The following is a 22,359-nucleotide window of genomic DNA, read 5'->3' on the forward strand; positions in this document are numbered from 1 at the left end:
TATTATTTAAAAAGTATTAATGCAATTGTGACAGGTATTTTGTATTGTTTTTAATTTTAAAATAATATATAACAAAGAACACGTATTTTTAGGTAGGTTATAATTATGATAGACAAAGGGCAAGAAGATGAATTTATGAAGCAGTATATTGATACTTGCAAAGAGCAAATAGAAAAATTAGCCAAGGATCCTGAATTGCTTAATCAGACTTTAAAACCATTTATGCAAATGTCTCAGCAGCTTATGGCTGGCGGTATGTTAGAAGGGGCTATGCCTGGCATGATACCTGATTTGGGCAGTATGGATGTTAACAAGATGATTGCTCAGATGAAGGAAATGATTGACTACATAAGAGGTAACTATAAGGAACTAATGAAAGAGCACAGCTCGCAGATTCAAGAGCTTGATGAATCCAGTAAAAAGCTAAGAGGCTTAGTTAAAAAATTGATAGAAAAGATCGAAAGTAAGTAAATAACATCTGGATTTCTGTCATTCTATATACAACTTTCTAGTTGGACGGTAAGTCGAGGTCAATTATTGATGTCATGAAAGTAGCTGACACTGGTTCCTTTATGACGGCAGTGCCCAGAGGTGTCATCCCAGTGCTTGACACTGGGATGGCTTTGTTGCATCGCTAGCTATGATGGATTAAAGATAAAAAAGATAGGGAATATCAGTAGCTTATTATTCTGGTATTTATAACAAGAACGGTCAGTGAATACCTAAATTTGAGTAAAAGAAATTTCACTACCACTCACTAATCTGGCTAAAATTCAAGAATTTCAATGCTTTAGCTATTTTCAATAGAATTAAATTTATTAATATAAATAACAAATTACTATTCTTAAATTTGATCAGATTGATTGCAAAAAAACAAGATTTTCAATAGGTTGCTTATAATCCTAACTATAGTTAGCCTTTCATAAGTAGCGATGCAACAAAGCCATTCCAGTGTCAAGCACTGGAATGACAGCAATCCTACGTCATACCACGATTCATTCCATAGCTGTACGAACATTGTCTAGCAGGAGGGTGTCATCCCAGCGCCCCTATGATGTCATCCCAGTGCTTGACACTGGGATCTAGAAAAATTGATTGTGCACTATGCAACATTTTCGATCAAAAGCTGGATTCCAGTGTCAGCTACTTTCATCTGCCACGCGAATTGCCTGCAAATTGCAATGTTCATACAGTTATGAGCTAGTGTACATAATTGCACATTGGTTTTACAAATTTGAAAATTAGTGTTAAATAAAAATATAAACGCAAAAGGAAAAGAAATGATTGAACTTAAAGGCCCAGAAATTTGTGCAGGCGGAAATAAGAAAAATTTGATTATTTTTTTACATGGTTGGGGCTCAAGTGGCGATAATTTTATTCACCTTGCCAAAGTTATGAGCAAGTTTTTACTGGGTTCATATTTTGCAGTACCCAATGCTCCGTTTGAGAGAGAAATAGGTGATGGTTATCAGTGGTTCAGTTTGGAAGATCGTAGTGAGGAAGCGCTATATAATGGAGTAAAAAATGCTACATCAATTGTAAATCATTTCATTGATACAAAATTAAAGGAGCTTAATTTAAAAGATACGCAACTTTCTTTAGTTGGATTTTCTCAAGGAGCAATGCTTGCAATACATACAGCTCTCACCCGCTCTCAATCCTGTGCATCAGTTGTTGCATACTCTGGTAGATTTCTTTCACCTTCAAAAACTGCACCAGAGATCAAGTCAAAACCTAACATATGTGTTATCCATGGTGATGCTGACGACGTGGTACCTTTTTCGTCCCTCGACTTAGCGGTTAAAGCTCTGAAAGAAAATGGAGTAAATGTTGAAGGACACCCAATTCATGCATTAGGGCATATTATTAATGAAGAGGGAATAAAATTAGGAGTAGAATTTATCAAGAAGAATTTTAAAAATTAATTTTCATGCACTTGTTTTGCTTTGGTTATGGATATGTAGCTAAATTTTTATCGAAAAAATTACTGAACTTAGGTTGGAAAGTCAGTGGCACATCAAGAAGTAAAAATATACAAGATGTAATCCTCTTTAATTATGAGAAAGTTAGTCAAGATCTGCTTAAAAGCGCAACGCACGTTTTAATTTCTATTCCTCCAGATGGTGATGATGTTGTGGAGAGATACGGTGATTGCCTGCAAAATGTTAAATGGCTTGGTTATTTGTCTGCAACTAGCGTCTATGGTGATCACTCTGGTAATTGGGTGGATGAGGAATCTGAAACAAGACCTATAGAAATCAGAGGAGAAAAGCGCCTTAAATCTGAAAAGAAGTGGCTAAATAGCAAACTGCCTGTACATATTTTTCGTTTAGCTGGAATATACGGCCCTAGTAGGAACGTGTTAATTGACTTGCAGCTTGGCAAAGCAAGAAATGTGAAAAAAGAAGGGCATTTTTTTTCTCGTATTCACGTTGAAGATATATCAAATATTTTATTTTCTTCCATGCAAAACATAAAACCTGGTGAAATATACAATTGTGCAGACGATTTACCCACTACACAATCTGAAGTGGTAATGTATGCTGCCAAACTTCTCAATGTTAGCCCTCCAGAGCCAATTGAGTTACCAGATTATGCACAGAGTTTTTATTTAGGATCAAAGAGAGTAAGTAATGTTAAAATTAAAAAAGATCTTAATGTCTCTCTAATTTATCCTAACTACAAGGTGGGATTAGAGAGTTTGCACGTAAACAAAACTGAAATCACATCAGAATGATAGATATGCTTATTGTCACTGCCATTAAGTTAAGGAAAGAATGGTTAAAAACTGAACTAAAAAGTCAGAAATAATTAAGGATTTATGACAAATGCTGAAACAGAATAGAGTAAACTTTAAAGCAGATAAACTCTGAAGTGTAAATTACTTAAGAAATAGTGACCTTACCCAGAAAAAGTGGAGAGAAAGAAAAGAGTTTTTTTGGGTAAAATAAAATTTTGGAGGATTAGAAATGGCAAGAGAATATACGGCAGAATTCAAATTGGAAGCTGTTAAGCTGGCAAATGAACAAAGAAAGGTAGGTCAAACAATTACAAAAACAGCAAAGGATTTAGGAATAAAGGGTGGTTTATTAGGAAAATGGATAAAGAAACACAACGAAAAAAAGTCGGCAGCAGATGCATTTCCAGGTAGAGGTAACATGGCTCCTTACGACAAAGAGAGGTTTGATTTACAAAGAGAGTTAGCAAGAGTAACAAGGGAAAGAGACATTTAAAAAAAAGCCCTGGCCAGTCAAAAAGAGTAAAATATTTTTTTATAAAAGAGCATAGTAACTGCTATAAAGTACAGGAATTATGTAGGATTTTCTGCTAGTGGCTACTATAAGTGGACCACAAGAAAAATAAGCAGTAGAGAATCAGCAAATAAAGAGCTACTCGAAGCTATTCAAAAAATATATCAAGTTTCTAAATGTAGATATGGAGCTCCTAAAATTCATGCTGAATTGAAGGCTTTGGGTAAAAGTTGCAATTTGAAAACGGTGCAAAGTATTATGCAGAAAAATGACATCAGGGCTATACTGAGAAGAAAGTTTAAAATTAAAAAACAACAAACAGATAATAGAGCTGTAGCTCCCAATATACTAGATCAAAACTTTATTGTTGATCAACCAAATAAAGTATGGGATTACTTACATCAAAACCAAGGAGGGATGGCTATATTTGGCAGCAATAATTCTCACGTATGGTAGTTAATGAGTAGTGCAATAAACAAACAATTGGTTATGAACTCTTTATTAATGGCCATTAATAGGCGTAAACCTGTTAAAAATCTACTGCTGCACAGTGACCAAGGTTCACAATATACTGCGCAAGGGTATCAATATCTCTTAGCTGTAAAGAATATAGATGAGTAATAAAGGCTGTTGTTACGACAATTCTGTTGCAGAAAGCTTCTTTAGCTCATTGAAAAGAGAAATACTTATTGATACTTCACAACACTCTGCTCAACAAACTAGAACTGCAATATTTGAATACATAGAAATTTTTTATAACAAACAACGTCACTATTAACTATTGCATTCCAGAACAATTTGATGCATCATTCTTTTTGTAAAAAACATTCCACACTTTCTCTCCACTTTTTCTGGGTAAGGTCATATGTGTACATCCCCATCATGAATGCTATTTTCGGTAAAATCTCTTACAACGCTCAAAAGCAGAAAAACAAAAACTTGATTTTCTCAGCTAAATAGTGGACCATCAAAAGCACGCATAAATATCTACAATGAAAGAAAAAACTTTCACAATCATCGATGGCTATGGTTTTCTTTTCAGAGCTTACTATGTACTACCTCACTTAATTACCACAACAGGAATGCCAATAGGTGGTGTATATGGCTTTCTGAATATGGTTCTTAAGTACATTGCCCATTCGGACTACTTAACTATAGCACTTGATGCAGGGAAAAAGAATTTTAGGCACAATTTATATCCTGAGTACAAAGCGAACAGAGTAACGCCTCCTGAGGATCTAACTCCACAGTTCACCATACTGAGGGAAGCGGTAGAAGCTTTTAACCTCAGCTATGAAGAGATTGAAGGTTATGAAGCAGATGATATAATTGCAACACTAGCTGCAAAATACGCCAACCACCAAGACTTTAAAGTGGTAGTCGTTTCATCAGATAAAGATTTATTTCAACTCTTGAACCACAATATTTTAATATTCGACCCCATTAAAAATATATATATAGATGAAAAACAAGTAATAGAAAAATTTGGCGTAAACTCACACAAGCTTCTTGATTTATTTTCTCTAACTGGTGATGCATCTGACAACATTCCAGGCGTTCCGGGAATAGGTCCGAAGACTGCAGCTAAATTACTAGATGAATTTGATTCATTGAATAATATTATAGAGAACATTGATAACATCGAGCAAACGAGGATTCGTAATATTCTTGCTGAACATAAGGAAAAAGCGCTAATTTCAAGAGAACTTTTATCACTATGCGAAAAAGTAGACCTTCAACATGATATTGCAAAATGTGAAGTTCGCCCTCCAAATATGGAAAAACTATTATCCTTTTTAAAGAAGTATGAATTCAATTCTTTAATAGGTAAAATGGAAAAGCTTTTTTCCTATAATGGGTCTAGCACAAAAGAGAAAATAGGATATAGTAGTGAAGAGTTAGAGAAATTTTTGGAGCATTGTAGATATGAAGGCAGAATTGCAATTCATTGCCACTTTGAAGACAACTTATTAAATAAAATTTCCTTATCTTATAGCGAAAGTAATATTTTTTATATAGAGCAAGACAGCATACAAGATGCACTCATTATAATTAACTCAACTTTACTCTCAAATGGGGCGCTTAAAATAATACATAACATTAAAGAAATCAGGAAAATCTTCCCTACAGTAGAGAAGATGCTAGATTCAGTTGATGATTTGATGATAATGTCGTATAGCTTGGATACAGGAAAACACGATCACAGTATTCCAAACATAGTTGCGCATAATTTGAGTGAAAATGCAGAAATTTTCTCGGCAAAAACTTTAATAGCAATTCATGAAAAGCTAAAGCAAAGGTTATTTCAGGAAAAATTGTTCACAATTTACGAGCGCTTCGATAAGCCACTTATGAAAGTAATATTTGATATGGAGAAAAATGGGATATTACTGAACATACAAAAATTACAGGAGCTGTCCGATAAATTTCAGCAGGTAATTGCCGTGCTTGAAGATGAGATATATAATTTGGCAGGAGAAAGATTTAATATTGCTTCGCCAAAACAATTAAGTGATGTTTTATTCAACAAAATGGGGCTTAATAAAAAGAAAAAGTCAAAAAAATCTGGATCGTATAGCACCAATTATGAAGTTCTAGAGGCACTCGAAGAAGAAGGGGTGGAAATCGCAAGTAAAATCTTAAATTGGCGACATTTAAGTAAATTAAAAGGCACCTACACTGATGCATTAATAAAGCAAGTTGATCCACTTGATGGTAGAATACACACAAGCTTTTCAACGACTGCAACTGCAACTGGAAGGCTGAGCTCCAGCAATCCTAATTTACAGAATATTCCTATCAGAAGCGAAGAGGGAAATCTTATCAGACAAGCATTTATTGCGCCAAAAGGGCATAAGATAATTTCTGCTGACTATTCGCAAATAGAATTAAGACTCCTGGCACACGTTGCAAACGTTGCAGCATTTAAAGAAGCTTTTGCAAACGGACAAGATATTCATGAGATCACCGCAAGGCAAGTTTTTGGAGTGCAAGAAATAGATGAGCAATTAAGACGCAAAGCAAAATCCATCAATTTTGGAATTATATATGGCATTAGCCCATTTGGTCTTGCAAAGCGGCTTGGAATTACCATTGCGGAAGCTGCTGAATACATTAATTACTATTTTTCCTGTTACCCAGAAATAAAGGCCTATATGGAAAAAGCAGTGTCTATCGCAAGATTGCATGGTTATGTAGAAACTTTGTTTGGCAGGAGATGCTTTGTAAGAGACATAAACAATACAATTCCTTATATAAGACAATTTGCAGAAAGGGCAGCAATAAACGCACCACTGCAAGGAACCGCTGCTGATATAATAAAACGTGCGACAATTCAGCTTTTTGACCAATTGAAAGTAGGTAAAATAATCCTCCAGGTTCACGATGAACTACTGGTTGAAGTAGAGGACGAAAAGGTACAAGAAACAGCAAAACTTATGAAAGATATAATGGAAAATGCAATAGAAATTTCTGTACCACTTGAAGTAGAAATAAAAGTTGGCGACAACTGGGCTCTTAATTATGACTTAAACATCGTGGATTCTAGGAGTATAAATCATTTGAACTAATACGAAAAATATGTTAGAATAAAACATAGCAAATGCAAATAGGTCAGCCATGACAGGCCCACAAGTAAAAAGTTCAAAACCTCCAAAGTTACCTACTCAGGTAACTAACGAAGATGAGAAAATTTTTGAAAAAGAGGAACATCAGGTAATCCATGATGCCTTTATACAATTGCTAAAAAACAAAGTACAACCTAAAGAATTAAAGGAAGATGACGAGGCAGTACTCGCTTTCATGCTAAGTCAGAATCAAATTATATTCAATAATGTCAAGCTAGAAGATGTAGAACCACTCAGTGAAGAGAATTTTTCTCAGTTTTTACTTTCCGTATTTGAGAAAATTAGAGAGAAAAAATTAGCTAATGAAGAGAATTTAGAAAATGGTAAAATAAAAGAAGTAGTAGATGACTGTGTAGCTGATATACGCGGTACAGAAGCTAAAGATTCATCCATAAAGTTTGTATTGGAAATGCTGCTGCTAATTGGAGGGATCAAAATAGACCCGAAAAATATTTCTGGCTCCTTTATGGATGGGATGAAAGAAAAAATACCATTCTTAGGTAAAGATAAAAAAGAAGAGGATGAACCACCACTCAGTGATGAAGAGATGGTAACAACGTTCTTAAGCAAGATCTTTTTTCCTGTCCTTCTTTCCACTATTCCAATGTTAATTTTTGGTCCTACTACACTCGGAGTAGTTCTTACTGCTATCGGCACAATATTTGCCATAAAAGGAGGAGTGGAGGTTCTTTTTTCAAATAACAAAAAAGGTACTTTGTATGACCCTAACTCACAAGATAAAAATGATACAGAAAAGAGAGAAAAACTGAATGGAAAAATTCTCGAGGGCATTGATGATATTTTAAAAACCCCAGTTACAGAAGTTGAGAAAGGCACCTCTGTTTCTGAACAAATTTCCCAAGGAAAAGAAAAGAGTGAACAACAGCCTGTTCCTGAACAAATTTCCCAGAGAAACAACAGGGAAAACGAAAAGAGTGAGCAGCGCGATCAATCTTGGACAGGAAAGGAAAACAAACGAAGGGAAGAACCACAGAGCAGCAAAGGTAAGACTACTCAGGTTTGCCAAAAGTGAATTGTGTAAGAGATCTGCTATTATTCTATAGCACATACAACAGGAGTATGGTCAGACGGATTTTCTAGCTTACGCAATCTATCATCTATGTAGCATGTTTCCAATTTATCTACAGCTTGTGGTGATAACAGCATATAATCTATTCGCATTCCTTGATTATTTCTGAGTGAATTGCCTTGATAATGCCACCAAGTGAATTGTTGCAAATTTGGGTGAGATATTCTAAACGCATCTTTAAACCCAAGATTCAAGATCGCTCTTAACTTCTCACGTTCTCTTATATGAAAGCACACTTGGCCATTCAATAAGTTTGAATCAAAGACATCAATTTCATCCGGTGCAACATTATAATCGCCAGCTATAATAGTTAACTCTTCATTCTTTAACAAAGTGCTCATCCTTTCATATAGATTATCAAAAAACTTGAGTTTATATTCAAATGCTTGAGAGTCCGGGCTTTGACCGTTTGGAACGTATACACTTCCCACCCTTACCTTCTGATTATTGTGCTTTATTATGCACTCTATATAACGCGCTTCTTGATAACCTTCTACGATATCAATCTTAAACTTCTCCAGTATCGGATATTTAGATAAAACACAAACGCCATTTCTTGCAACTTGTCCATAGACAGCACATTCATATCCCAGCTTCTCTATCTCTGCATAAGGAAATTGCTCTTCCATACATTTTATCTCTTGCAGCAAAATTATATCTATCTGACTATCAACTATAAAACTACAAAGTTGGTTAACTCTTTTACGTATGGAGTTTACATTCCAAGTTGCAATCTTTAGCATCAACAATCCTTATTAATTATATCAATTAAACTCTCCCCAGTAGGCAACCTCGATGTTATAATTTTTTTCCATTTGATTAACTTTAAACTATCAGCAATGTTTTTACTCATAGTATATGCAACTGTATTATTCATCACATGAGATAGCCCACTTTTTAGAACTAATGAACAAAATACCCTTGCTGTCTGTGAGGAAAAAAAAGCAACACTACCAATTTTACCATCCAACAGTAAATTTTTACACCTATTAGTTAGACTCCTTTTAATGATTGTTTTATAGAGTACAACTTCTCTTACGTTAAAATCTTCTTCAGATAATCTCTTTTTTAGGTCACATGATACTTCTTGTCCCCTTATATACAAGAACTTTATTGCGTTTGAATAATGAGCTTTTATGAATGATATCAGACCATCAACGTTGCTGTCTGCTGAGATTATATCAGAAAATCCCAAATTTTTTGCAGCCTGCATGGTTGAATTACCAACTGTAATAATCGGAAAGTCATCCTCTTTGCATATTTGACTAAAAGCCTTTACACTGTTTTTACTTGTAGATATCACAACGTCAAATTCGTACGCAGATATATCAGGATTTAAGTACTTTATTGTGAATACTGGTTCTATAAAAACTTTGTATCCATACTTTCTCAATATATTTCTTGTATTGAACGAGTCCAATAAAGGCCTCGTTAATAAAATAGACTTCATTCTGATTTATTTCACTACTAGTAAAATAGTACCCTTTATACACAAATTACTGAATAAAAACTTTTATTTTGATAGCTTGAGCAATTATTCAAGTAATTGATGTGGAAGTAGGAGTACTAATACCAACTCTCATTGTTGTCCAGTCAAATAGGAAACATTGCAGAGTTGTTTAATTGTGGAGCTGGCAAGAGAAGTAATAAATTTGCACAAAGCACCCTCAAGTAGAGCAATTGTATCGTATATTTTATTGCGCAAAATGTTCTGTTTTATATATAACCAAAGCCTCTCAACAGGATTTAGCTCAGGTGAGTATGGAGGTAGGTATATAATGTCGATATTTTTAGGTACCTTTAAATTTTTTGACCTATGCCAACTAGCACAGTCCATAACGAGAAAAGCCTCTCGTGTTTCTAGATATTGCGAAATTTGCTCAAGAAATATGTTCATGCAATCAGTGTTGACATTTGGTGCAAATAAGCTAGAACTCTCTCCATTTCTAGGATTAACTGCACTATAGAGATAGAAATTTTGCCTACCTAATTTTGTTTTAACCTGTGTTCTAATCCCCTTTTTAAACCACCCATGTCCAACTTTTGAATGTGTGCCAAACCGTGATTCATCAAAGAAAAATAGCTCTTTTTCTGGATACTTGCTAATAGCTCCATTGAGATTTTTTTTTGAATTCCTCTTGTTTGCTTTTATCTTGTCCATTATGAACTGGTCTTGGTGTAATATATGAGAATTTCATCTTTTGCATATGGCGGTGTACTGTAGATTTGCTGATATTTAATCCGAACTTTTCCTGGATTCTTATTCTCATTTCTTTAATGGTGATATTAGGATTTTCTTCTATCCACTCTTCAATTTGCTGTAGTTGAGCCTGATTTAATTTAGTTTTTCTACGACGTTGTGAAGGAGCAAACAGTTTTTCTTCTCTGCCAATTTTCAAGAGTTTTACCCACGAAGTTAGTGCGCTTCTTGAAATGCAATATATTTTTGCTACAGCCGTTATACTGTACTTTTTTGCTGCAATTACAGCATTTAGTTTTTTTGAAACATATGCATTATTCCTTACTTTCTTCAGCATTTCTTTTGCTGATTCTACTACTTTTTCATCCAATAATTTTGATCTTAATGCCATTTAAACCTCGCTATTTTACTTACTTCAGTATGGCTTTTCTTCCATCATTGTCCATCTGTTTGCCCTGTAATGGGAATTGGTATAAGCGCTCCTACCCCAATAAGCCCACAATTTCTGCTTACACTTTTTTGACGCTAATTACATCGAACTCTTTTGAATGGCTTCCTTCAGTGGAATTATATAGCTAATATTCCTGTATAAGTTAATACTTAAGCTTGTACTCTTGTAGTATTTGAAGAGAGATTCTCAAGGACGTTTTTTGTCTGTGGTTCACTAATCATAGTTTGAACGATATTAGCTGCCATAATAACACAGCCTAGAATAAAAAAAGGCGTAGAAACAAAATAAATAACAGAAGACTCAAAAAGCGACATAGATGCAATACCTCCTATTAGAAATGAAGCACTGGATGCTATATCAAGATAGATCTTTGTTAACTTTTTTTGTCCTGGAGTGTTTTTTATGCCAGATTTCTTATTAAGATTCTGTTGTCGGGAATGATCATTTAGTGACCATATATTTAAAGCAAACGAAAGTGCACTGAATATAGTGCCGGCAATACTAAAATACAGACTTAAGACAGGAATATTCAAGACCAATGCCGCTATGTATCCAATGAAAGAGATAGTAGATAGTGTAGTAACTAAGCGTTTCGAGTAAGTTCGTACCTTCTTTCTGCAGGCTAACTTATTTTTTTCACTATACATAGCATGAATATTACCTAATATGTTATATTATAACATTAATTAATTCAATAAGCAATATGGAAGCTAAGAGTGCCCGAGAGAAGACTTGAACTTCCACAACTTAAAAAGTTACTAGCACCTGAAGCTAGCGCGTCTACCAATTCCGCCACCCGGGCTTTTTATAGTTTACTATGTTAAAGTTAAATAATATACTTAAACAATTTTTAGTTCAAAGGTAATGCCAAATCTAGATCAAATATTTTTTGCTCAAAACAATGTTAATATTAATAACGTGTATAAAATAGTCAATAACGCTTTGAGCAATAGCGATGGTGGTGAGCTGTTTCTAGAATTTTGCCAGTCGGAGTCCCTGGTTTTTGAGGATAACATATTAAAACACATGGACTTGAATACTAGAAGGGGATTTGGTTTAAGGTCTTTTTGTGAAGATAGTACATCTTTCGTTTGTTCTTCTGAGATCAGCGAAAAAGAAATTAGTAATGCTGCTTCTATGGTAAAAAGCTCAGTGTCTTTAAACAAGACAAATTCAATAAATTTAAACGAAGAGACAAAAAGCCTATATTCGAGGATTAACCCTATAAATGAAATGGATCTGAATTCAAAGATTAAGCTACTCAATGAGGTTAATGAGTATGTAAGGTCCAAAAATAACTGCGTGAAGCAAGTAAAAATAACTCTAAGTGGAGAATGGCAAGTTGTACAAATAATAAAGGGTGATCACAGATTAAGCGATATCAGGCCTCTGGTACGTTTTAATGTGCTAGTCATTGTAGAAAAAGATGGCCGTACCGAAAGAGGTTCTGCAGGGCATGGTGGAAGGGACTCTTATAGTAAGTTTATTTCTGAGAAAAAGTGGAAAGAAGTTGCAAACCAAGCGTTAGAACAAGCACTGGTAAATCTTGAAGCAATTCCAACTCCAGCCGGAGAAATGACAGTCGTTTTAGGTCCAGGCTGGCCAGGAATATTGTTACACGAAGCCGTGGGTCATGGACTTGAGGGCGACTTCAATCGCAAAAAAGTCTCAGCATTTTCAAATTCTGTGGGTAAACAAGTAGCAGCTAGTGACATCACAGTAGTTGATGACGGAACTCTGCCCAATTTGCGCGGTTCTATCAGCGTAGACGATGAAGGCACTCCACCCAGTTATAATATATTGATAGAGGATGGGATCCTAAAAGGATACATGCAGGATCATATGAACGCTAAACTCATGGGTGTAAGCCCAACTGGTAATGGTAGAAGAGAAAGTTATAAAGAAGTTATTATGCCGCGCATGACAAACACCTATATGTTGCCCGGAAAGTATACACCGAAGGAAATAATATCTAGCGTAAAGAAAGGTCTATATGCAGTAAATTTCGGTGGTGGGCAGGTTGATATAACGTCAGGAAAATTTGTTTTTTCATCTTCGGAAGCTTACCTAATAGAAAATGGCAAAATTACACAGCCAGTCAAAGGGGCAACACTAATTGGTGACGGTCCAACAGTGTTGAAAAAAGTATCTATGGTTGGTAATGACTTAAAGTTAGATCCTGGTGTTGGCACATGCTCGAAAGATGGACAAAATGTGCCCGTTGGAGTTGGTCAGCCGACACTCAAAGTCGACGCAATAACTGTTGGTGGAACTGAGATATAGATAAGGGCTAAAACGGATTCCAGCACACGGCGCACAATTGTACAAACATTGTGATTTGGAAGCAATTGCCACCAGTAGGGTGTCATCCCAGTGTTTGGGCACTGCCTTTGTGTTTGAGGCAAAACTGGCTATAACATTTAACACACTGCTTTCGCAAATAAATGTTCGTACAGTTATGTGTCAGCTACTTGGATGACACTTTTGTACTTGATGCAAGATTATATCTTGAAAAAATTAAGTTTTAGTGCTATTAAATGGTTGTAAATTTTGTCTCTGTGGTAGCTTTATGAATGTTGAAAGTAAAAAAATACATGATGCTAAAATAAAATTACCAATATTTCTTGATTATCAATCTACTACTAAAGTGGATCCCCGTGTTTTAGAGGTGATGATACCTTACTTTGGTGAGTTCAGCAATGCACACTCTCGCAGCCATTCATTTGGTTGGACTGCTGAAGAAGCAGTGGAAAAAGCAAGGAAACACATCGCTGATCTGGTGAACGCAGATAGCAAAGAAATTATCTTTACCTCAGGTGCAACTGAGTCAAATAATACAGCAATCAAGGGCGTTACTCACTTTTATAAAAATAAAGGAAATCATATAATCACTGTCTGCACGGAGCATAAGTGTGTTTTGGATTCTTGTCGGCATCTGGAAAATGAAGGCTTTAAAGTTACATATTTGCCTGTTAAGCAAAACGGAATTATAGATTTATCAAAGCTTGAGGAAGCAATTACTGATCAAACAATCCTGGTTTCAGTGATGATGGTAAATAATGAAATCGGAATAATTCAGCCTGTCAAAGAAATTGGTGCAATATGTAGAAAGTATAATATATTTTTCCACACAGATGCAGCTCAAAGCTTTGGAAAAGTTCCAATTGATGTTAATGAGATGCGCATTGATCTTATGAGTCTCTCTAGCCACAAAATTTATGGACCTATGGGAATAGGCGCATTATACGTTCGTAAAAAGGGCTCTCGTGTTAGATTGACACCATTGATCAGTGGTGGTGGACAAGAAAGAGGTATGCGTTCTGGAACAGTTCCAACTCCCCTTGCAGTCGGTTTTGGTGAAGCAGCACGTATTGCTAAAGAAGAAATGGAACCAGAAGCAAGCAAATTGGAAGGACTGAGAGATATTTTGTACAATAAGATAAAAGAAGCATTTCCTGATGTTGTTTTAAATGGTGACTATGAAAATAGGATTCCTGGCAACCTAAACTTGAGCTTTCCCTATGTTGAGGGTGAGTCTCTCATCATGGCAATCAAGGATTTAGCAGTAAGTTCTGGTTCTGCGTGCACATCTGCGTCTCTTGAGCCTTCCTATGTCATACGGTCGTTAAATAATGGCCATGACCTTGAGCATTCATCAATTAGATTTGGCCTAGGCCGATTTACAACCAAAGAAGAAGTTTTGTACGCAACAGATCTTATTACTAAAAATGTTGGCCGACTGAGAGAAATGAGCCCACTTTGGGAGATGGTACAAGAAGGAGTAGATTTGAACACCGTGAAATGGGACTCTCATTAAATGTATCCGTTCCAACTGCAAATGCACTTTGAAATTACTCTGTACCGTTCACACTTAATTCTTCAATCTCACTAATAGAAAGGCCAGTAAACTTGACAATAGTGTTAACATCAACATTATTAGCCAGCATTGCTTTTGCAACTTCAATTTTCCCTTCAATTTTCCCTTCAATTTTCCCTTCAATTTTCCCTTCAATTTTCCCTTCCTCTTTACCGATTTTGATGCCTCTTTCTTCGCCAATTTGGATGCCTTTTTCAGTAGCAAGGTCAAGTCTGTATTCAAGAATGGCTTCTTCTTTCCGTAGATCCATTATTCTTTCTTCATAAGCTACTAAATCTTTTTCATTCCAGCTAAACCTGTCTAATTCATCGTAGGCTAACTTTATTATTGGTGCTTTTTCTGCTATTTTCCTTAAGTCTTCTTCCGTAGTTTCATCTGCATATTTGAAGAAAAATAACCAACGATCCACTATGCTTTCTAGCTGTTCTTCCTTATTCTTAGGAAATTTAGGTAGTTCAATAAATACAAATTGAAAATCTTTTAAGTCATGCTCATTGGTTTTCTCATCTCTTATAGTGTGGCTGGATATATAATCAAGCTTATCAGGAAATAAATTACAATTAGAGATAGCAATAAAGAAAACCTTCTTTAAATCAATGTACTTATCAGATTTATCAGCTTGCCTTGAGTAAGCCTTAGCAGCATATAGTTGAGCTCGTTTTTCGAAGCCTTTATCGCGAGTGAGCTGCATTTCAATCACATACCTAGCCCCACTAGAGTCCCTGCAAAGAACATCAACTATACTTTGCTTATCAGAGGCAATTTCAGGATCCATTATAGTACTGAGGAACTCCACTTCTTGTATAGTATTTATCTCGGTAAACCCTAAAATATCATTCAAAAAATGTATGAGAATATTCTTATTTTTTTCAGTGCCAAAGATTCTTTTAAAGGTTAAATCCAGCTTAGGGTCGAGAAACTTAGATAAAGCCATAGCCAAAGTGCTTAAAAATATTAATAATTATACACTATTATTAACAATTATTCAACCATATTTTTGAAGATAGCTATGCCGCCGCGAACCGTCATACCGCCGCGGTATCTCTAGATCCCGCTAACAAGCAGCGGGATGACGAATTACTTAACCGTCATACCACCGCGAACCGTCATACCGCGATTCATTCGCGGTATCTCGGCATAGATTCCGCTAACTAGTAGCGGAATGACGATTTTGTATCGTGCTTTGCTAAAAAAAAAATCACAGAATGCAGTCTGGTTACATTACTCTAGCTATACGCAACAACTTTACTTTCAACAATTTTATTAGCAATAATACGACTTTCACAATCAATATTTATTATATCAGATAGTGAATTAATATCAGTATAACTATCAAAACTTTCTATTGTTGATTCCACTATCTCTACTATTTTTAAAAAGCCAATTCGTGACTTCAAAAATTCATTAACAGCTATTTCATTTGCAGCATTGAGCACAATACTATTTGCTTGTGGAGCAGAAGAGTTTAACACTGCCATGCTAAGCTTTAGCGCAGGAAAACGTTTATGGTCTGGTTCTTGAAAGGTCAATTTTCCTTGCTCTGTTAAATCTAGTCTACAATTTAAAGCTGATCTTTCCGGCCAAGACAAAGCATATGAAATGGGAATTGCCATGTCAGTCTCTGCAAGCACAGCAAAGTTGAACCCATCCTTATAAGTTACAATTCCATGTACTATTGACTCAGGATGCACTATTGCTTCAATTTTATCCGGGCTGATGTTAAACAAGTTATGTGCTTCTATTATCTCTAGTGCCTTATTCATCATTGTTGCGCTATCAACCGAGATTTTCTTTCCCATATTCCAAGTGGGGTGACTAAGCGCCTGATCTACCATGACATTTCTTAATTGCTCAGAACTATAATTTAAGAATGGTCCACCAGAAGCAGTAAGTATGATCTTTTCTACGCATTTGTCGTCATTTTGCAAAATTTGAAAAATTGCATTGTGCTCAGAGTCAATAGGGATTATTTGTACATTTTTTTCTTTAGCTTTTTTGAGTAATAACTTTCCACCGCAAACAATGCTTTCTTTGTTTGCCAATGCAATGACTTTGGTACCGCTTTCTATAACCTCCATAACTGGCTCAAGGCCTGCAATGCCAACTATTGCAACAACTGAGAGATCAACAGGTATGGTAGCAATATTTGTAGCACCAATTGCTATTTTTACATCTGTACCAAGTAAACTTTCTTTCAAATCTTTGTAAAGCCTTTCATCGGAGATAGCAACATATTTTGCATTTAGCAGTTTTGCTTGGTGTGCCAGTAGAGCAAAGTTCGAATGGGCACTTAGTGCTTCCACTTGGTATTCTTCTTTTCTCTTTGAGAGCAAATCTACAGTCTTTTTTCCAACACTTCCTGTTGACCCTAAAACTGAAACCTTTTTCACTAAGACAAACTCATGTTAATTATAACAACAGCAACTTTTCTTATTAGGCCTTCTCGCATACTATTCAGCAGTTTTTAAGCGTTTAACCAAGTTCATGCCCGTGGTCATCACCAACAGATGGTGAAGGACCAGGTGAAAAAGATTGACCATGGTGATCACCTGCATCATGCATGTCTTGCAAACCATCAGCATTATGAGCCATTTCATTATTGGCATGAGGGTAATCATCTGAGTGAGGTCCCTCATCACCATGAGCCATATCCATTCCTTCTGATGGCATATCTTTCCCACCTCCACCTGAAAAATATTCTGCAAGGCCTTCAAGAAATTTTATGCCAAACATATTACCTGATTTTCCAAACAGCGTTACTAGACTACTACCACTCACCAAACCTTCAAACACGTTACTATAAGCAGCAATTGCTCCTTCATGAAAGTTGAACAACCATTTCATTCCATCGACAACTGTTGAAACAGAGTCACTATGACCAAGACCAAAACCACTTTTCTCACCAGCAGCCTCTTGGTGTTGCTGCTGCGCTTGCCATTCTGCAATGTTTGGACCTTGAGCTTCACTCATAAATTTTTACTCTCAACCTTAAGCTATTATTTTATCACAAATATTGCAAAATATCAATAGAGCTTTTGAATATAGCTAATACAAACAATTTCTGTCATCCTATACATAGCTAAACTGACTTACGACAATTTGAAAAACGACAAATTCGTCATTCCGCTACTAGTTAGCGGAATCTATGCCGAGATACCGCGAATGAATCGCGGTATGACGTGTTAGCTATAGGATCCAGTTTGAAAAAAATCTGAATTCCAATGTTCACTACCTTTTACAAAGTTAAAACTTAAAAATATGACTGTTAGCAATAGTGTATATATCTTTAGCTATATATAATGAATGAATTTTTTTATATATTCGTTATTAGTATTTTGTATTTCCTGAACAGTTCCATGGGAAATGATCTCCCCTTCATATAATACTGCTATTTTATCAGCTATTTTAAATGCGCTATGAATATCATGTGTAATCGTGATAATTGTAGGGTTAAGATCTCTAGATAATTTTATTATTATCTCGTTTACTATATCTGACATAATTGGGTCCAATCCTGAAGTTGGTTCATCCAAAATAATGATTTCTGGGTTGTGTGCAATCGCCCTTGCAAGTGCCACTCTTTTTTTCATTCCACCTGATAGCTCTATTGGAAACATATCTGCTATGCTTTCCTCCAGTCCAACATCATTTAACTTCTCGATTGCTAGCTGTTTTGCCTCTTTTTTGCTGATATTAAAGCGCTTTTTATAATTAAAAGATATATTTTCCCACACTGTAACGTAGTCAAATAAAGCGGAATTTTGAAATAAAACCCCAAATTTATTTTTGCTTTTACTATTTATTTTAACAGACCCTGAGTCTGGAGCAAGCAAGCCGATAATTGTTTTTGTTAATACAGATTTGCCGCTTCCTGAGCCACCAAGTATGACTAATGATTCCCCTTTTAATATATCAAAATTTAGATCTTTTAGTACTGTCCTATCATCAAAAGATAAGCTTAAGTTCAATATTGATATTATGGGGTTACGCATGTATCAAAGTAATCATGTAGTTTGCTAAAATGATCAGTATGGACGATAAAACAACAGTTGATGTTGTAGCAACACCTACTCCTCGTGCACCTTCTTTGCAATGGTAACCGTAATAGCAGCTTGAGACAGAAATTATGGCGCCAAATACAGTTGCTTTTATTAGCCCAGTTATAAAATCATACGTATTAAAGAACTGAGCTGTGTGTTTAATGTATATATTTAAATTGTGGTTAAATTCGAAGACTGCAGTGATACATCCTCCAAATATTCCTATTAAATCTGCACATACTGTAAGTATGGGAAATACTATGATTGACGCTAAAATCCTTGGTGCAATTAAATATTTGAAAGGGTTGATGTTCAAAGTTGTAAGGGCATCTATTTGCTCGGTGATGCGCATCGTACCAATTTCTGCTGCAACTGATGATCCAACCTTTCCTACCATTATTAAGCTGATCAAAACTGGTCCTAACTCTTTAATGATAGTGATCGTAACAAGTTTGGGTATTATCTGTTCTTGGTTAATTAATGGGTCACTCAAGCTACTTTGTAAAACTATTGCCGCTCCTATAAAAACTCCAGTGAGCCCAACAATTGGCAGAGAGAAAAAGCCTATCTCTATAATTTGTCTTGCTATGTTGCTAAAATAATATGGTGGCACAAGGCAGTGGTATAGAGATTGAATAAAAAATATGAATGCACTACCAAGCCTTAACAAAAAATTGATAAAGTACCTACCAATTATTCTAACACTATTTATATCAAAAAAGCTCACTTTGTATTCATTTTAGCTGGAGTTACTGATTTTATTAAAATTTTTATTAACTTTATCGCAAAGTATAGCTGAGATATGTTTTAAGTTCAATATACTTGATGTTTTAATTTAAAGCTTAACCCAAGAAAGGTTTCCCTACGTCATACCGCAATTCATTCGCGGTATAGATTCCGCTAACGAGTAGCGGAATGACGGTTTTTCAAATTGTAGAGCCACTTTAGCTATAGAACTCAATTACATAAGCAAACCTTACTTATTTTACTATCCCTGTTTACTTCCTGTAAAAAACATGTTACTAATGTATTGTATTTTGTAGTAGAATGGAGGAAATTTTGGCAGTTCCAAAAAGAAAAAAGTCAAAGTCAAGGCGTAATATGCATCGTTCTCATCATGCTATTCAGCCTAAGAATATTGTGGTGTGTTCAACAACTGGGGAATTCATGTTGCCTCATAACGTAGCAGTTGATGGCAGTTACAAAGGAAAACGGGTTTTCATTAAGCAACAGGCGGAGTGACTATTATGATATGTTACCTACGGTCAATAATAATATAGTTATTGCACTTGACGCTATGGGGGGCGATTTTGCGCCTCTTTCCGTAATTCAGGGTGCTGGTTTTTTTTTAGACAACCTTGTTGACCCAGGCATTAAAGTTTTTTTTCATATTTATGGAGATAAGGAAGAAGTATCTCCTTTGCTTTTGAAATATAAAAAAGTAAGTAACAATTCTGAATTTACTCATTGTTCTGACAATGTCCTTGCAAATGATAAGCCATCTTTTGCGCTGAGACATCGTAAAGACTCAAGTATGAAAGCTGCAATTGTTGCAGTGAAAGAAGGTAAAGCTTTCGGAGTGGTGTCTTCAGGCAACACCGGAGCATTGATGGCAATTTCCAGATTTATTTTAGGAACATTACCAAACATTTATCGTCCTGCTATTGTCTCTATCTGTCCAACTAAAACAAAAAGCTTTGCTTTGCTTGACCTTGGTGCAAATGTCGATTGTAATGCCGACTCATTATTTCAATTTGCATTAATGGGAAATATATTTGCAAAAGTAGCGCTAAAAATTGATAATCCTGAAGTTGCTTTGCTAAATATCGGCACAGAAGAAGTTAAAGGTAATGACTCAGTGCGCGGCGCTTTTGAGTTGCTTAAAAACGCTCCAGGCATTAATTTCAAAGGGTATATAGAGGCAAGTGAATTTTTAGAGGGCAATATAGATGTGATTGTTGCTGATGGTTTTGTTGGCAATGTAATGCTCAAAACGGCTGAGGCAACCGCTAATACTTTTATCAATCTAATAAAGCAGGAAGTACTGAGCTCATGGGCAACAAAGATGCTTGTTGGTATGTTGTTAAAATCCAAACTAAATAGAGCTTTAACACGTTTTAATCCCAAAATTAGAAGTGGAGCTATGTTTTTAGGGCTGAATGGTATCATCATTAAAAGTCATGGAAATTCTGATGCTATTTCTTTTGCCCATGCCATAAAATTTACAGTGAATGCAATTAGTGAAAATTTAAATCAAAAGATAATTAACGGGGTAAGTCATATTGAATAAAAGTTTCATATTAAGCACTGGATCTTACCTACCAAGAAAAATGTTGAGTAACAACGAAATTGCATCGATAGTTGAGACGAGCGATGAATGGATAAGGCAGAGAACAGGAATAGTTCAAAGGCATATAGCAGATGAAGGAGAACTAACGTCAGATCTAGCTGTAAATGCAGCAAAAAGTGCTATAGAAAAAGCTAAAATTTCAGTAGATGAAATTGATTTAATCATAGTTGCCACAACAACGCCTGATAAAACTTTTCCTAGCTGTGCAACGATTGTACAAAGTAAGTTAAAATGTAAAAACGCATTTGCTTTTGATGTACAAGCAGCATGCTCTGGTTTTATATATGCAGTTACAATCGCAGACTCGCTTATCAAATCTAACAATAGCATTAAATATGCACTAGTTATAGGTGCTGAAATAATGTCTAGGATTGTTGATTGGGAAGATAGATCAACTTGTATACTCTTTGGTGATGGTGCTGGTGCAGTGGTGATGAAATCAGAAATGGGTAGAAGCGGCATCATATCAACAAACTTACACTCTGATGGCAATTTGGACATACTATGTACGAACGGAGGGGTATCCTCTACTGGTGATTCTGGAAAAATATACATGAATGGAAGAGAAGTGTTTAAACATGCAGTGGATAAGTTAACAGCCTTAATAGAGGAAACTCTGAAATGCAATAATTTGAAAATTACTGATATTGACTGGCTCATTCCCCATCAAGCAAATATTCGTATTATTGAAGCAGTAGTAAAGAAGTTAGATTTCCCTATAGAGAAAGTGATTAATACCGTTGATCAACATGCAAATACCTCAGCAGCATCAATCCCACTAGCACTTGATTATGCAATACAAAAATCAAAAATAAAATTAGGAAACCTGGCACTGCTGATTTCAATAGGTGCAGGCCTGACCTGGGGTTCCGTGTTGCTGCACTATTAGACTTCCTGCATTACCTCCTGTCATCCCAGTAGCCCCTTCGGTGTCATTCCAGTCTGGAATCCAGTTCTTATTGTACATTCACCTGGTGTAAAGTTAAGTTTCCTGGATCCCAGTGTCAGCTACTCGGATGACAAAAAAAGGAGCACTGGAATGACAGCAGTCCTACGTCATACCGCGATTCATTCGCGGTATCTCTAGATCCCGCTAACAAGCAGCGGGATGACGGTTGTCGTTTAGCCACAAATATTTAAGAAATTTACCAAATGAAAAAAAAGGCAAAAGAAGCCCTGGGGTTATTATCCGCTTTAAAATATTGGCGTTTTTTATGTTTTAAACGCTTGACAAGCGAGATTAAGCTGCTTTTAATTGCAACTAACTTATGCTGCAAACGTTTAAGAAATTTACTAAGCAGAAAAAAAGACAAAGAATCCCCGAGTTAGCTAGTCTTTTACTATCTCTGTCGAGTATTGGCATTTTTTGATGTCTTGTAACGCTCTGTAAGCGCGTTCAGCTTATTTAGATAAAAATCTAGATGTAGATGAAGTTTTGTAAAGACATACAGTATCTATATACTGCAAAAAATTG

At 35.7% G+C, this 22,359-nt stretch carries 24 protein-coding genes and 1 tRNA gene; 15 read left to right on the forward strand and 10 right to left on the reverse strand.

Annotation, left to right across the window (positions count from 1 at the left end; translation table 11 throughout):
• Nucleotides 1-105 precede the first annotated feature (105 nt).
• The 9 genes from ABWU31_RS03770 to ABWU31_RS03810 all read left to right on the forward strand — a co-directional run bounded on the left by ABWU31_RS03770 (nucleotide 106) and on the right by ABWU31_RS03810 (nucleotide 7,910).
• Nucleotides 106-471: a hypothetical protein gene (locus ABWU31_RS03770; protein WP_353271079.1), complete on the forward strand. Its 366-nt coding sequence runs from the start codon at nucleotides 106-108 to the stop codon at nucleotides 469-471.
• An 809-nt stretch (nucleotides 472-1,280) separates the two neighbouring features.
• Nucleotides 1,281-1,925, forward strand: coding sequence for an alpha/beta hydrolase (locus ABWU31_RS03775; RefSeq protein WP_015589325.1), 645 nt, complete (start codon nucleotides 1,281-1,283; stop codon nucleotides 1,923-1,925).
• Between the two features lie 5 nt (nucleotides 1,926-1,930).
• The gene (locus ABWU31_RS03780) at nucleotides 1,931-2,737 is read left to right on the forward strand and encodes an SDR family oxidoreductase (protein ID WP_077188304.1); all 807 of its coding nucleotides are present in this window, start codon (nucleotides 1,931-1,933) and stop codon (nucleotides 2,735-2,737) included.
• 232 nt (nucleotides 2,738-2,969) lie between these two features.
• Nucleotides 2,970-3,233 (forward strand): transposase, encoded by a 264-nt coding sequence (locus ABWU31_RS03785; protein ID WP_317051380.1) that lies wholly within the window; start codon nucleotides 2,970-2,972, stop codon nucleotides 3,231-3,233.
• Nucleotides 3,234-3,410: 177 nt separating this feature from the next.
• Complete coding sequence (locus ABWU31_RS03795; RefSeq protein WP_094189604.1) at nucleotides 3,411-3,707, forward strand: IS3 family transposase; 297 nt, start codon at nucleotides 3,411-3,413, stop codon at nucleotides 3,705-3,707.
• Nucleotides 3,708-3,755: 48 nt separating this feature from the next.
• Entirely contained in the window at nucleotides 3,756-3,872 is a 117-nt protein-coding gene (locus ABWU31_RS06750) for a hypothetical protein (RefSeq protein ID WP_406722028.1), read from the forward strand.
• Nucleotides 3,865-4,029, forward strand: coding sequence for an IS3 family transposase (locus ABWU31_RS03800; protein ID WP_010082072.1), 165 nt, complete (start codon nucleotides 3,865-3,867; stop codon nucleotides 4,027-4,029). The genes ABWU31_RS06750 and ABWU31_RS03800 overlap by 8 nt, the downstream gene beginning before the upstream one ends.
• A 214-nt stretch (nucleotides 4,030-4,243) precedes the next feature.
• The gene (gene polA / locus ABWU31_RS03805; RefSeq protein WP_353271080.1) at nucleotides 4,244-6,820 is read left to right on the forward strand and encodes a DNA polymerase I; all 2,577 of its coding nucleotides are present in this window, start codon (nucleotides 4,244-4,246) and stop codon (nucleotides 6,818-6,820) included.
• Nucleotides 6,821-6,869: 49 nt separating this feature from the next.
• Nucleotides 6,870-7,910: a hypothetical protein gene (locus ABWU31_RS03810; protein ID WP_353271081.1), complete on the forward strand. Its 1,041-nt coding sequence runs from the start codon at nucleotides 6,870-6,872 to the stop codon at nucleotides 7,908-7,910.
• Between the two features lie 20 nt (nucleotides 7,911-7,930).
• On the opposite strand, the gene ABWU31_RS03815 is transcribed toward ABWU31_RS03810, so the two are convergent.
• From ABWU31_RS03815 to ABWU31_RS03835, 5 genes are all read right to left on the reverse strand, one after another.
• On the reverse strand, nucleotides 7,931-8,710 hold the full coding sequence (locus ABWU31_RS03815) for an exodeoxyribonuclease III (RefSeq protein WP_006279450.1): 780 nt from the start codon (nucleotides 8,708-8,710) through the stop codon (nucleotides 7,931-7,933).
• On the reverse strand, nucleotides 8,710-9,417 hold the full coding sequence (locus ABWU31_RS03820; protein WP_077188389.1) for a uroporphyrinogen-III synthase: 708 nt from the start codon (nucleotides 9,415-9,417) through the stop codon (nucleotides 8,710-8,712). The genes ABWU31_RS03815 and ABWU31_RS03820 overlap by 1 nt, the downstream gene beginning before the upstream one ends.
• A 129-nt stretch (nucleotides 9,418-9,546) precedes the next feature.
• Nucleotides 9,547-10,558 (reverse strand): IS630 family transposase gene (locus ABWU31_RS03825; RefSeq protein WP_265029767.1). Its coding sequence is split into 2 segments (ribosomal slippage): nucleotides 9,547-10,095 and nucleotides 10,097-10,558, totalling 1,011 coding nucleotides; the frame shifts between segments, so codons are not numbered across the junction.
• 209 nt (nucleotides 10,559-10,767) lie between these two features.
• Nucleotides 10,768-11,265, reverse strand: coding sequence for a hypothetical protein (locus tag ABWU31_RS03830; protein ID WP_077188390.1), 498 nt, complete (start codon nucleotides 11,263-11,265; stop codon nucleotides 10,768-10,770).
• A 70-nt stretch (nucleotides 11,266-11,335) separates the two neighbouring features.
• Nucleotides 11,336-11,420: transfer RNA gene (locus ABWU31_RS03835), tRNA-Leu, on the reverse strand.
• Between the two features lie 62 nt (nucleotides 11,421-11,482).
• Between ABWU31_RS03835 and tldD the strand changes: the two genes are divergently transcribed.
• Together tldD and ABWU31_RS03845 are read left to right on the forward strand one after the other, a co-directional pair.
• Nucleotides 11,483-12,901, forward strand: a complete 1,419-nt coding sequence (gene tldD / locus ABWU31_RS03840) for a metalloprotease TldD (RefSeq protein ID WP_010962974.1) — start codon at nucleotides 11,483-11,485, stop codon at nucleotides 12,899-12,901.
• A 286-nt stretch (nucleotides 12,902-13,187) separates the two neighbouring features.
• A complete protein-coding gene (locus tag ABWU31_RS03845; RefSeq protein WP_353271082.1) occupies nucleotides 13,188-14,435 on the forward strand; it encodes an IscS subfamily cysteine desulfurase in 1,248 nt (415 codons plus the stop codon).
• Between the two features lie 34 nt (nucleotides 14,436-14,469).
• On the opposite strand, the gene ABWU31_RS03850 is transcribed toward ABWU31_RS03845, so the two are convergent.
• The 5 genes from ABWU31_RS03850 to ABWU31_RS03870 all read right to left on the reverse strand — a co-directional run bounded on the left by ABWU31_RS03850 (nucleotide 14,470) and on the right by ABWU31_RS03870 (nucleotide 19,262).
• The gene (locus ABWU31_RS03850; protein WP_353271083.1) at nucleotides 14,470-15,429 is read right to left on the reverse strand and encodes an Rpn family recombination-promoting nuclease/putative transposase; all 960 of its coding nucleotides are present in this window, start codon (nucleotides 15,427-15,429) and stop codon (nucleotides 14,470-14,472) included.
• Between the two features lie 292 nt (nucleotides 15,430-15,721).
• Nucleotides 15,722-16,885: a 1-deoxy-D-xylulose-5-phosphate reductoisomerase gene (gene dxr / locus ABWU31_RS03855; protein WP_077188384.1), complete on the reverse strand. Its 1,164-nt coding sequence runs from the start codon at nucleotides 16,883-16,885 to the stop codon at nucleotides 15,722-15,724.
• A gap of 82 nt (nucleotides 16,886-16,967) precedes the next feature.
• Entirely contained in the window at nucleotides 16,968-17,465 is a 498-nt protein-coding gene (locus tag ABWU31_RS03860) for a hypothetical protein (RefSeq protein ID WP_353271084.1), read from the reverse strand.
• A gap of 320 nt (nucleotides 17,466-17,785) precedes the next feature.
• Nucleotides 17,786-18,487 (reverse strand): ABC transporter ATP-binding protein, encoded by a 702-nt coding sequence (locus ABWU31_RS03865; RefSeq protein ID WP_006279859.1) that lies wholly within the window; start codon nucleotides 18,485-18,487, stop codon nucleotides 17,786-17,788.
• Nucleotides 18,480-19,262: an MlaE family ABC transporter permease gene (locus ABWU31_RS03870; RefSeq protein WP_015589313.1), complete on the reverse strand. Its 783-nt coding sequence runs from the start codon at nucleotides 19,260-19,262 to the stop codon at nucleotides 18,480-18,482. Before ABWU31_RS03870 ends, ABWU31_RS03865 begins: the two co-directional genes overlap by 8 nt.
• Before the next feature lie 332 nt (nucleotides 19,263-19,594).
• Between ABWU31_RS03870 and rpmF the strand changes: the two genes are divergently transcribed.
• The 4 genes from rpmF to ABWU31_RS03890 all read left to right on the forward strand — a co-directional run bounded on the left by rpmF (nucleotide 19,595) and on the right by ABWU31_RS03890 (nucleotide 22,214).
• Complete coding sequence (rpmF, locus tag ABWU31_RS03875; protein ID WP_065094662.1) at nucleotides 19,595-19,777, forward strand: 50S ribosomal protein L32; 183 nt, start codon at nucleotides 19,595-19,597, stop codon at nucleotides 19,775-19,777.
• A 10-nt stretch (nucleotides 19,778-19,787) separates the two neighbouring features.
• Nucleotides 19,788-20,825 (forward strand): phosphate acyltransferase PlsX, encoded by a 1,038-nt coding sequence (plsX, locus tag ABWU31_RS03880; protein ID WP_236515196.1) that lies wholly within the window; start codon nucleotides 19,788-19,790, stop codon nucleotides 20,823-20,825.
• Nucleotides 20,818-21,774, forward strand: a complete 957-nt coding sequence (locus ABWU31_RS03885; protein WP_077188381.1) for a beta-ketoacyl-ACP synthase III — start codon at nucleotides 20,818-20,820, stop codon at nucleotides 21,772-21,774. Before plsX ends, ABWU31_RS03885 begins: the two co-directional genes overlap by 8 nt.
• 263 nt (nucleotides 21,775-22,037) lie before the next feature.
• Complete coding sequence (locus ABWU31_RS03890; protein WP_353271085.1) at nucleotides 22,038-22,214, forward strand: hypothetical protein; 177 nt, start codon at nucleotides 22,038-22,040, stop codon at nucleotides 22,212-22,214.
• Nucleotides 22,215-22,359 lie beyond the last annotated feature (145 nt).

The organism is Wolbachia endosymbiont (group A) of Alloplasta piceator (assembly GCF_964028505.1).
Lineage (GTDB): Bacteria > Pseudomonadota > Alphaproteobacteria > Rickettsiales > Anaplasmataceae > Wolbachia > Wolbachia pipientis.

Coding starts and splice junctions, on each gene's coding strand:
- ABWU31_RS03800 (WP_010082072.1), top strand. CDS start 3,865: ATGAGTAATAAAGGCTGTTGTTACGACAATTCTGTTGCAGAAAGCTTC.
- ABWU31_RS03830 (WP_077188390.1), bottom strand. CDS start 11,265: ATGTATAGTGAAAAAAATAAGTTAGCCTGCAGAAAGAAGGTACGAACT.
- ABWU31_RS03815 (WP_006279450.1), bottom strand. CDS start 8,710: ATGCTAAAGATTGCAACTTGGAATGTAAACTCCATACGTAAAAGAGTT.
- plsX (WP_236515196.1), top strand. CDS start 19,788: ATGTTACCTACGGTCAATAATAATATAGTTATTGCACTTGACGCTATG.
- ABWU31_RS03865 (WP_006279859.1), bottom strand. CDS start 18,487: ATGCGTAACCCCATAATATCAATATTGAACTTAAGCTTATCTTTTGAT.
- ABWU31_RS03820 (WP_077188389.1), bottom strand. CDS start 9,417: ATGAAGTCTATTTTATTAACGAGGCCTTTATTGGACTCGTTCAATACA.
- ABWU31_RS03810 (WP_353271081.1), top strand. CDS start 6,870: ATGACAGGCCCACAAGTAAAAAGTTCAAAACCTCCAAAGTTACCTACT.
- ABWU31_RS03845 (WP_353271082.1), top strand. CDS start 13,188: ATGAATGTTGAAAGTAAAAAAATACATGATGCTAAAATAAAATTACCA.
- ABWU31_RS03785 (WP_317051380.1), top strand. CDS start 2,970: ATGGCAAGAGAATATACGGCAGAATTCAAATTGGAAGCTGTTAAGCTG.
- ABWU31_RS06750 (WP_406722028.1), top strand. CDS start 3,756: ATGGCCATTAATAGGCGTAAACCTGTTAAAAATCTACTGCTGCACAGT.
- ABWU31_RS03780 (WP_077188304.1), top strand. CDS start 1,931: ATGCACTTGTTTTGCTTTGGTTATGGATATGTAGCTAAATTTTTATCG.
- ABWU31_RS03860 (WP_353271084.1), bottom strand. CDS start 17,465: ATGAGTGAAGCTCAAGGTCCAAACATTGCAGAATGGCAAGCGCAGCAG.
- tldD (WP_010962974.1), top strand. CDS start 11,483: ATGCCAAATCTAGATCAAATATTTTTTGCTCAAAACAATGTTAATATT.
- ABWU31_RS03850 (WP_353271083.1), bottom strand. CDS start 15,429: ATGGCTTTATCTAAGTTTCTCGACCCTAAGCTGGATTTAACCTTTAAA.
- ABWU31_RS03775 (WP_015589325.1), top strand. CDS start 1,281: ATGATTGAACTTAAAGGCCCAGAAATTTGTGCAGGCGGAAATAAGAAA.
- polA (WP_353271080.1), top strand. CDS start 4,244: ATGAAAGAAAAAACTTTCACAATCATCGATGGCTATGGTTTTCTTTTC.
- ABWU31_RS03770 (WP_353271079.1), top strand. CDS start 106: ATGATAGACAAAGGGCAAGAAGATGAATTTATGAAGCAGTATATTGAT.
- ABWU31_RS03890 (WP_353271085.1), top strand. CDS start 22,038: ATGAAAAAAAAGGCAAAAGAAGCCCTGGGGTTATTATCCGCTTTAAAA.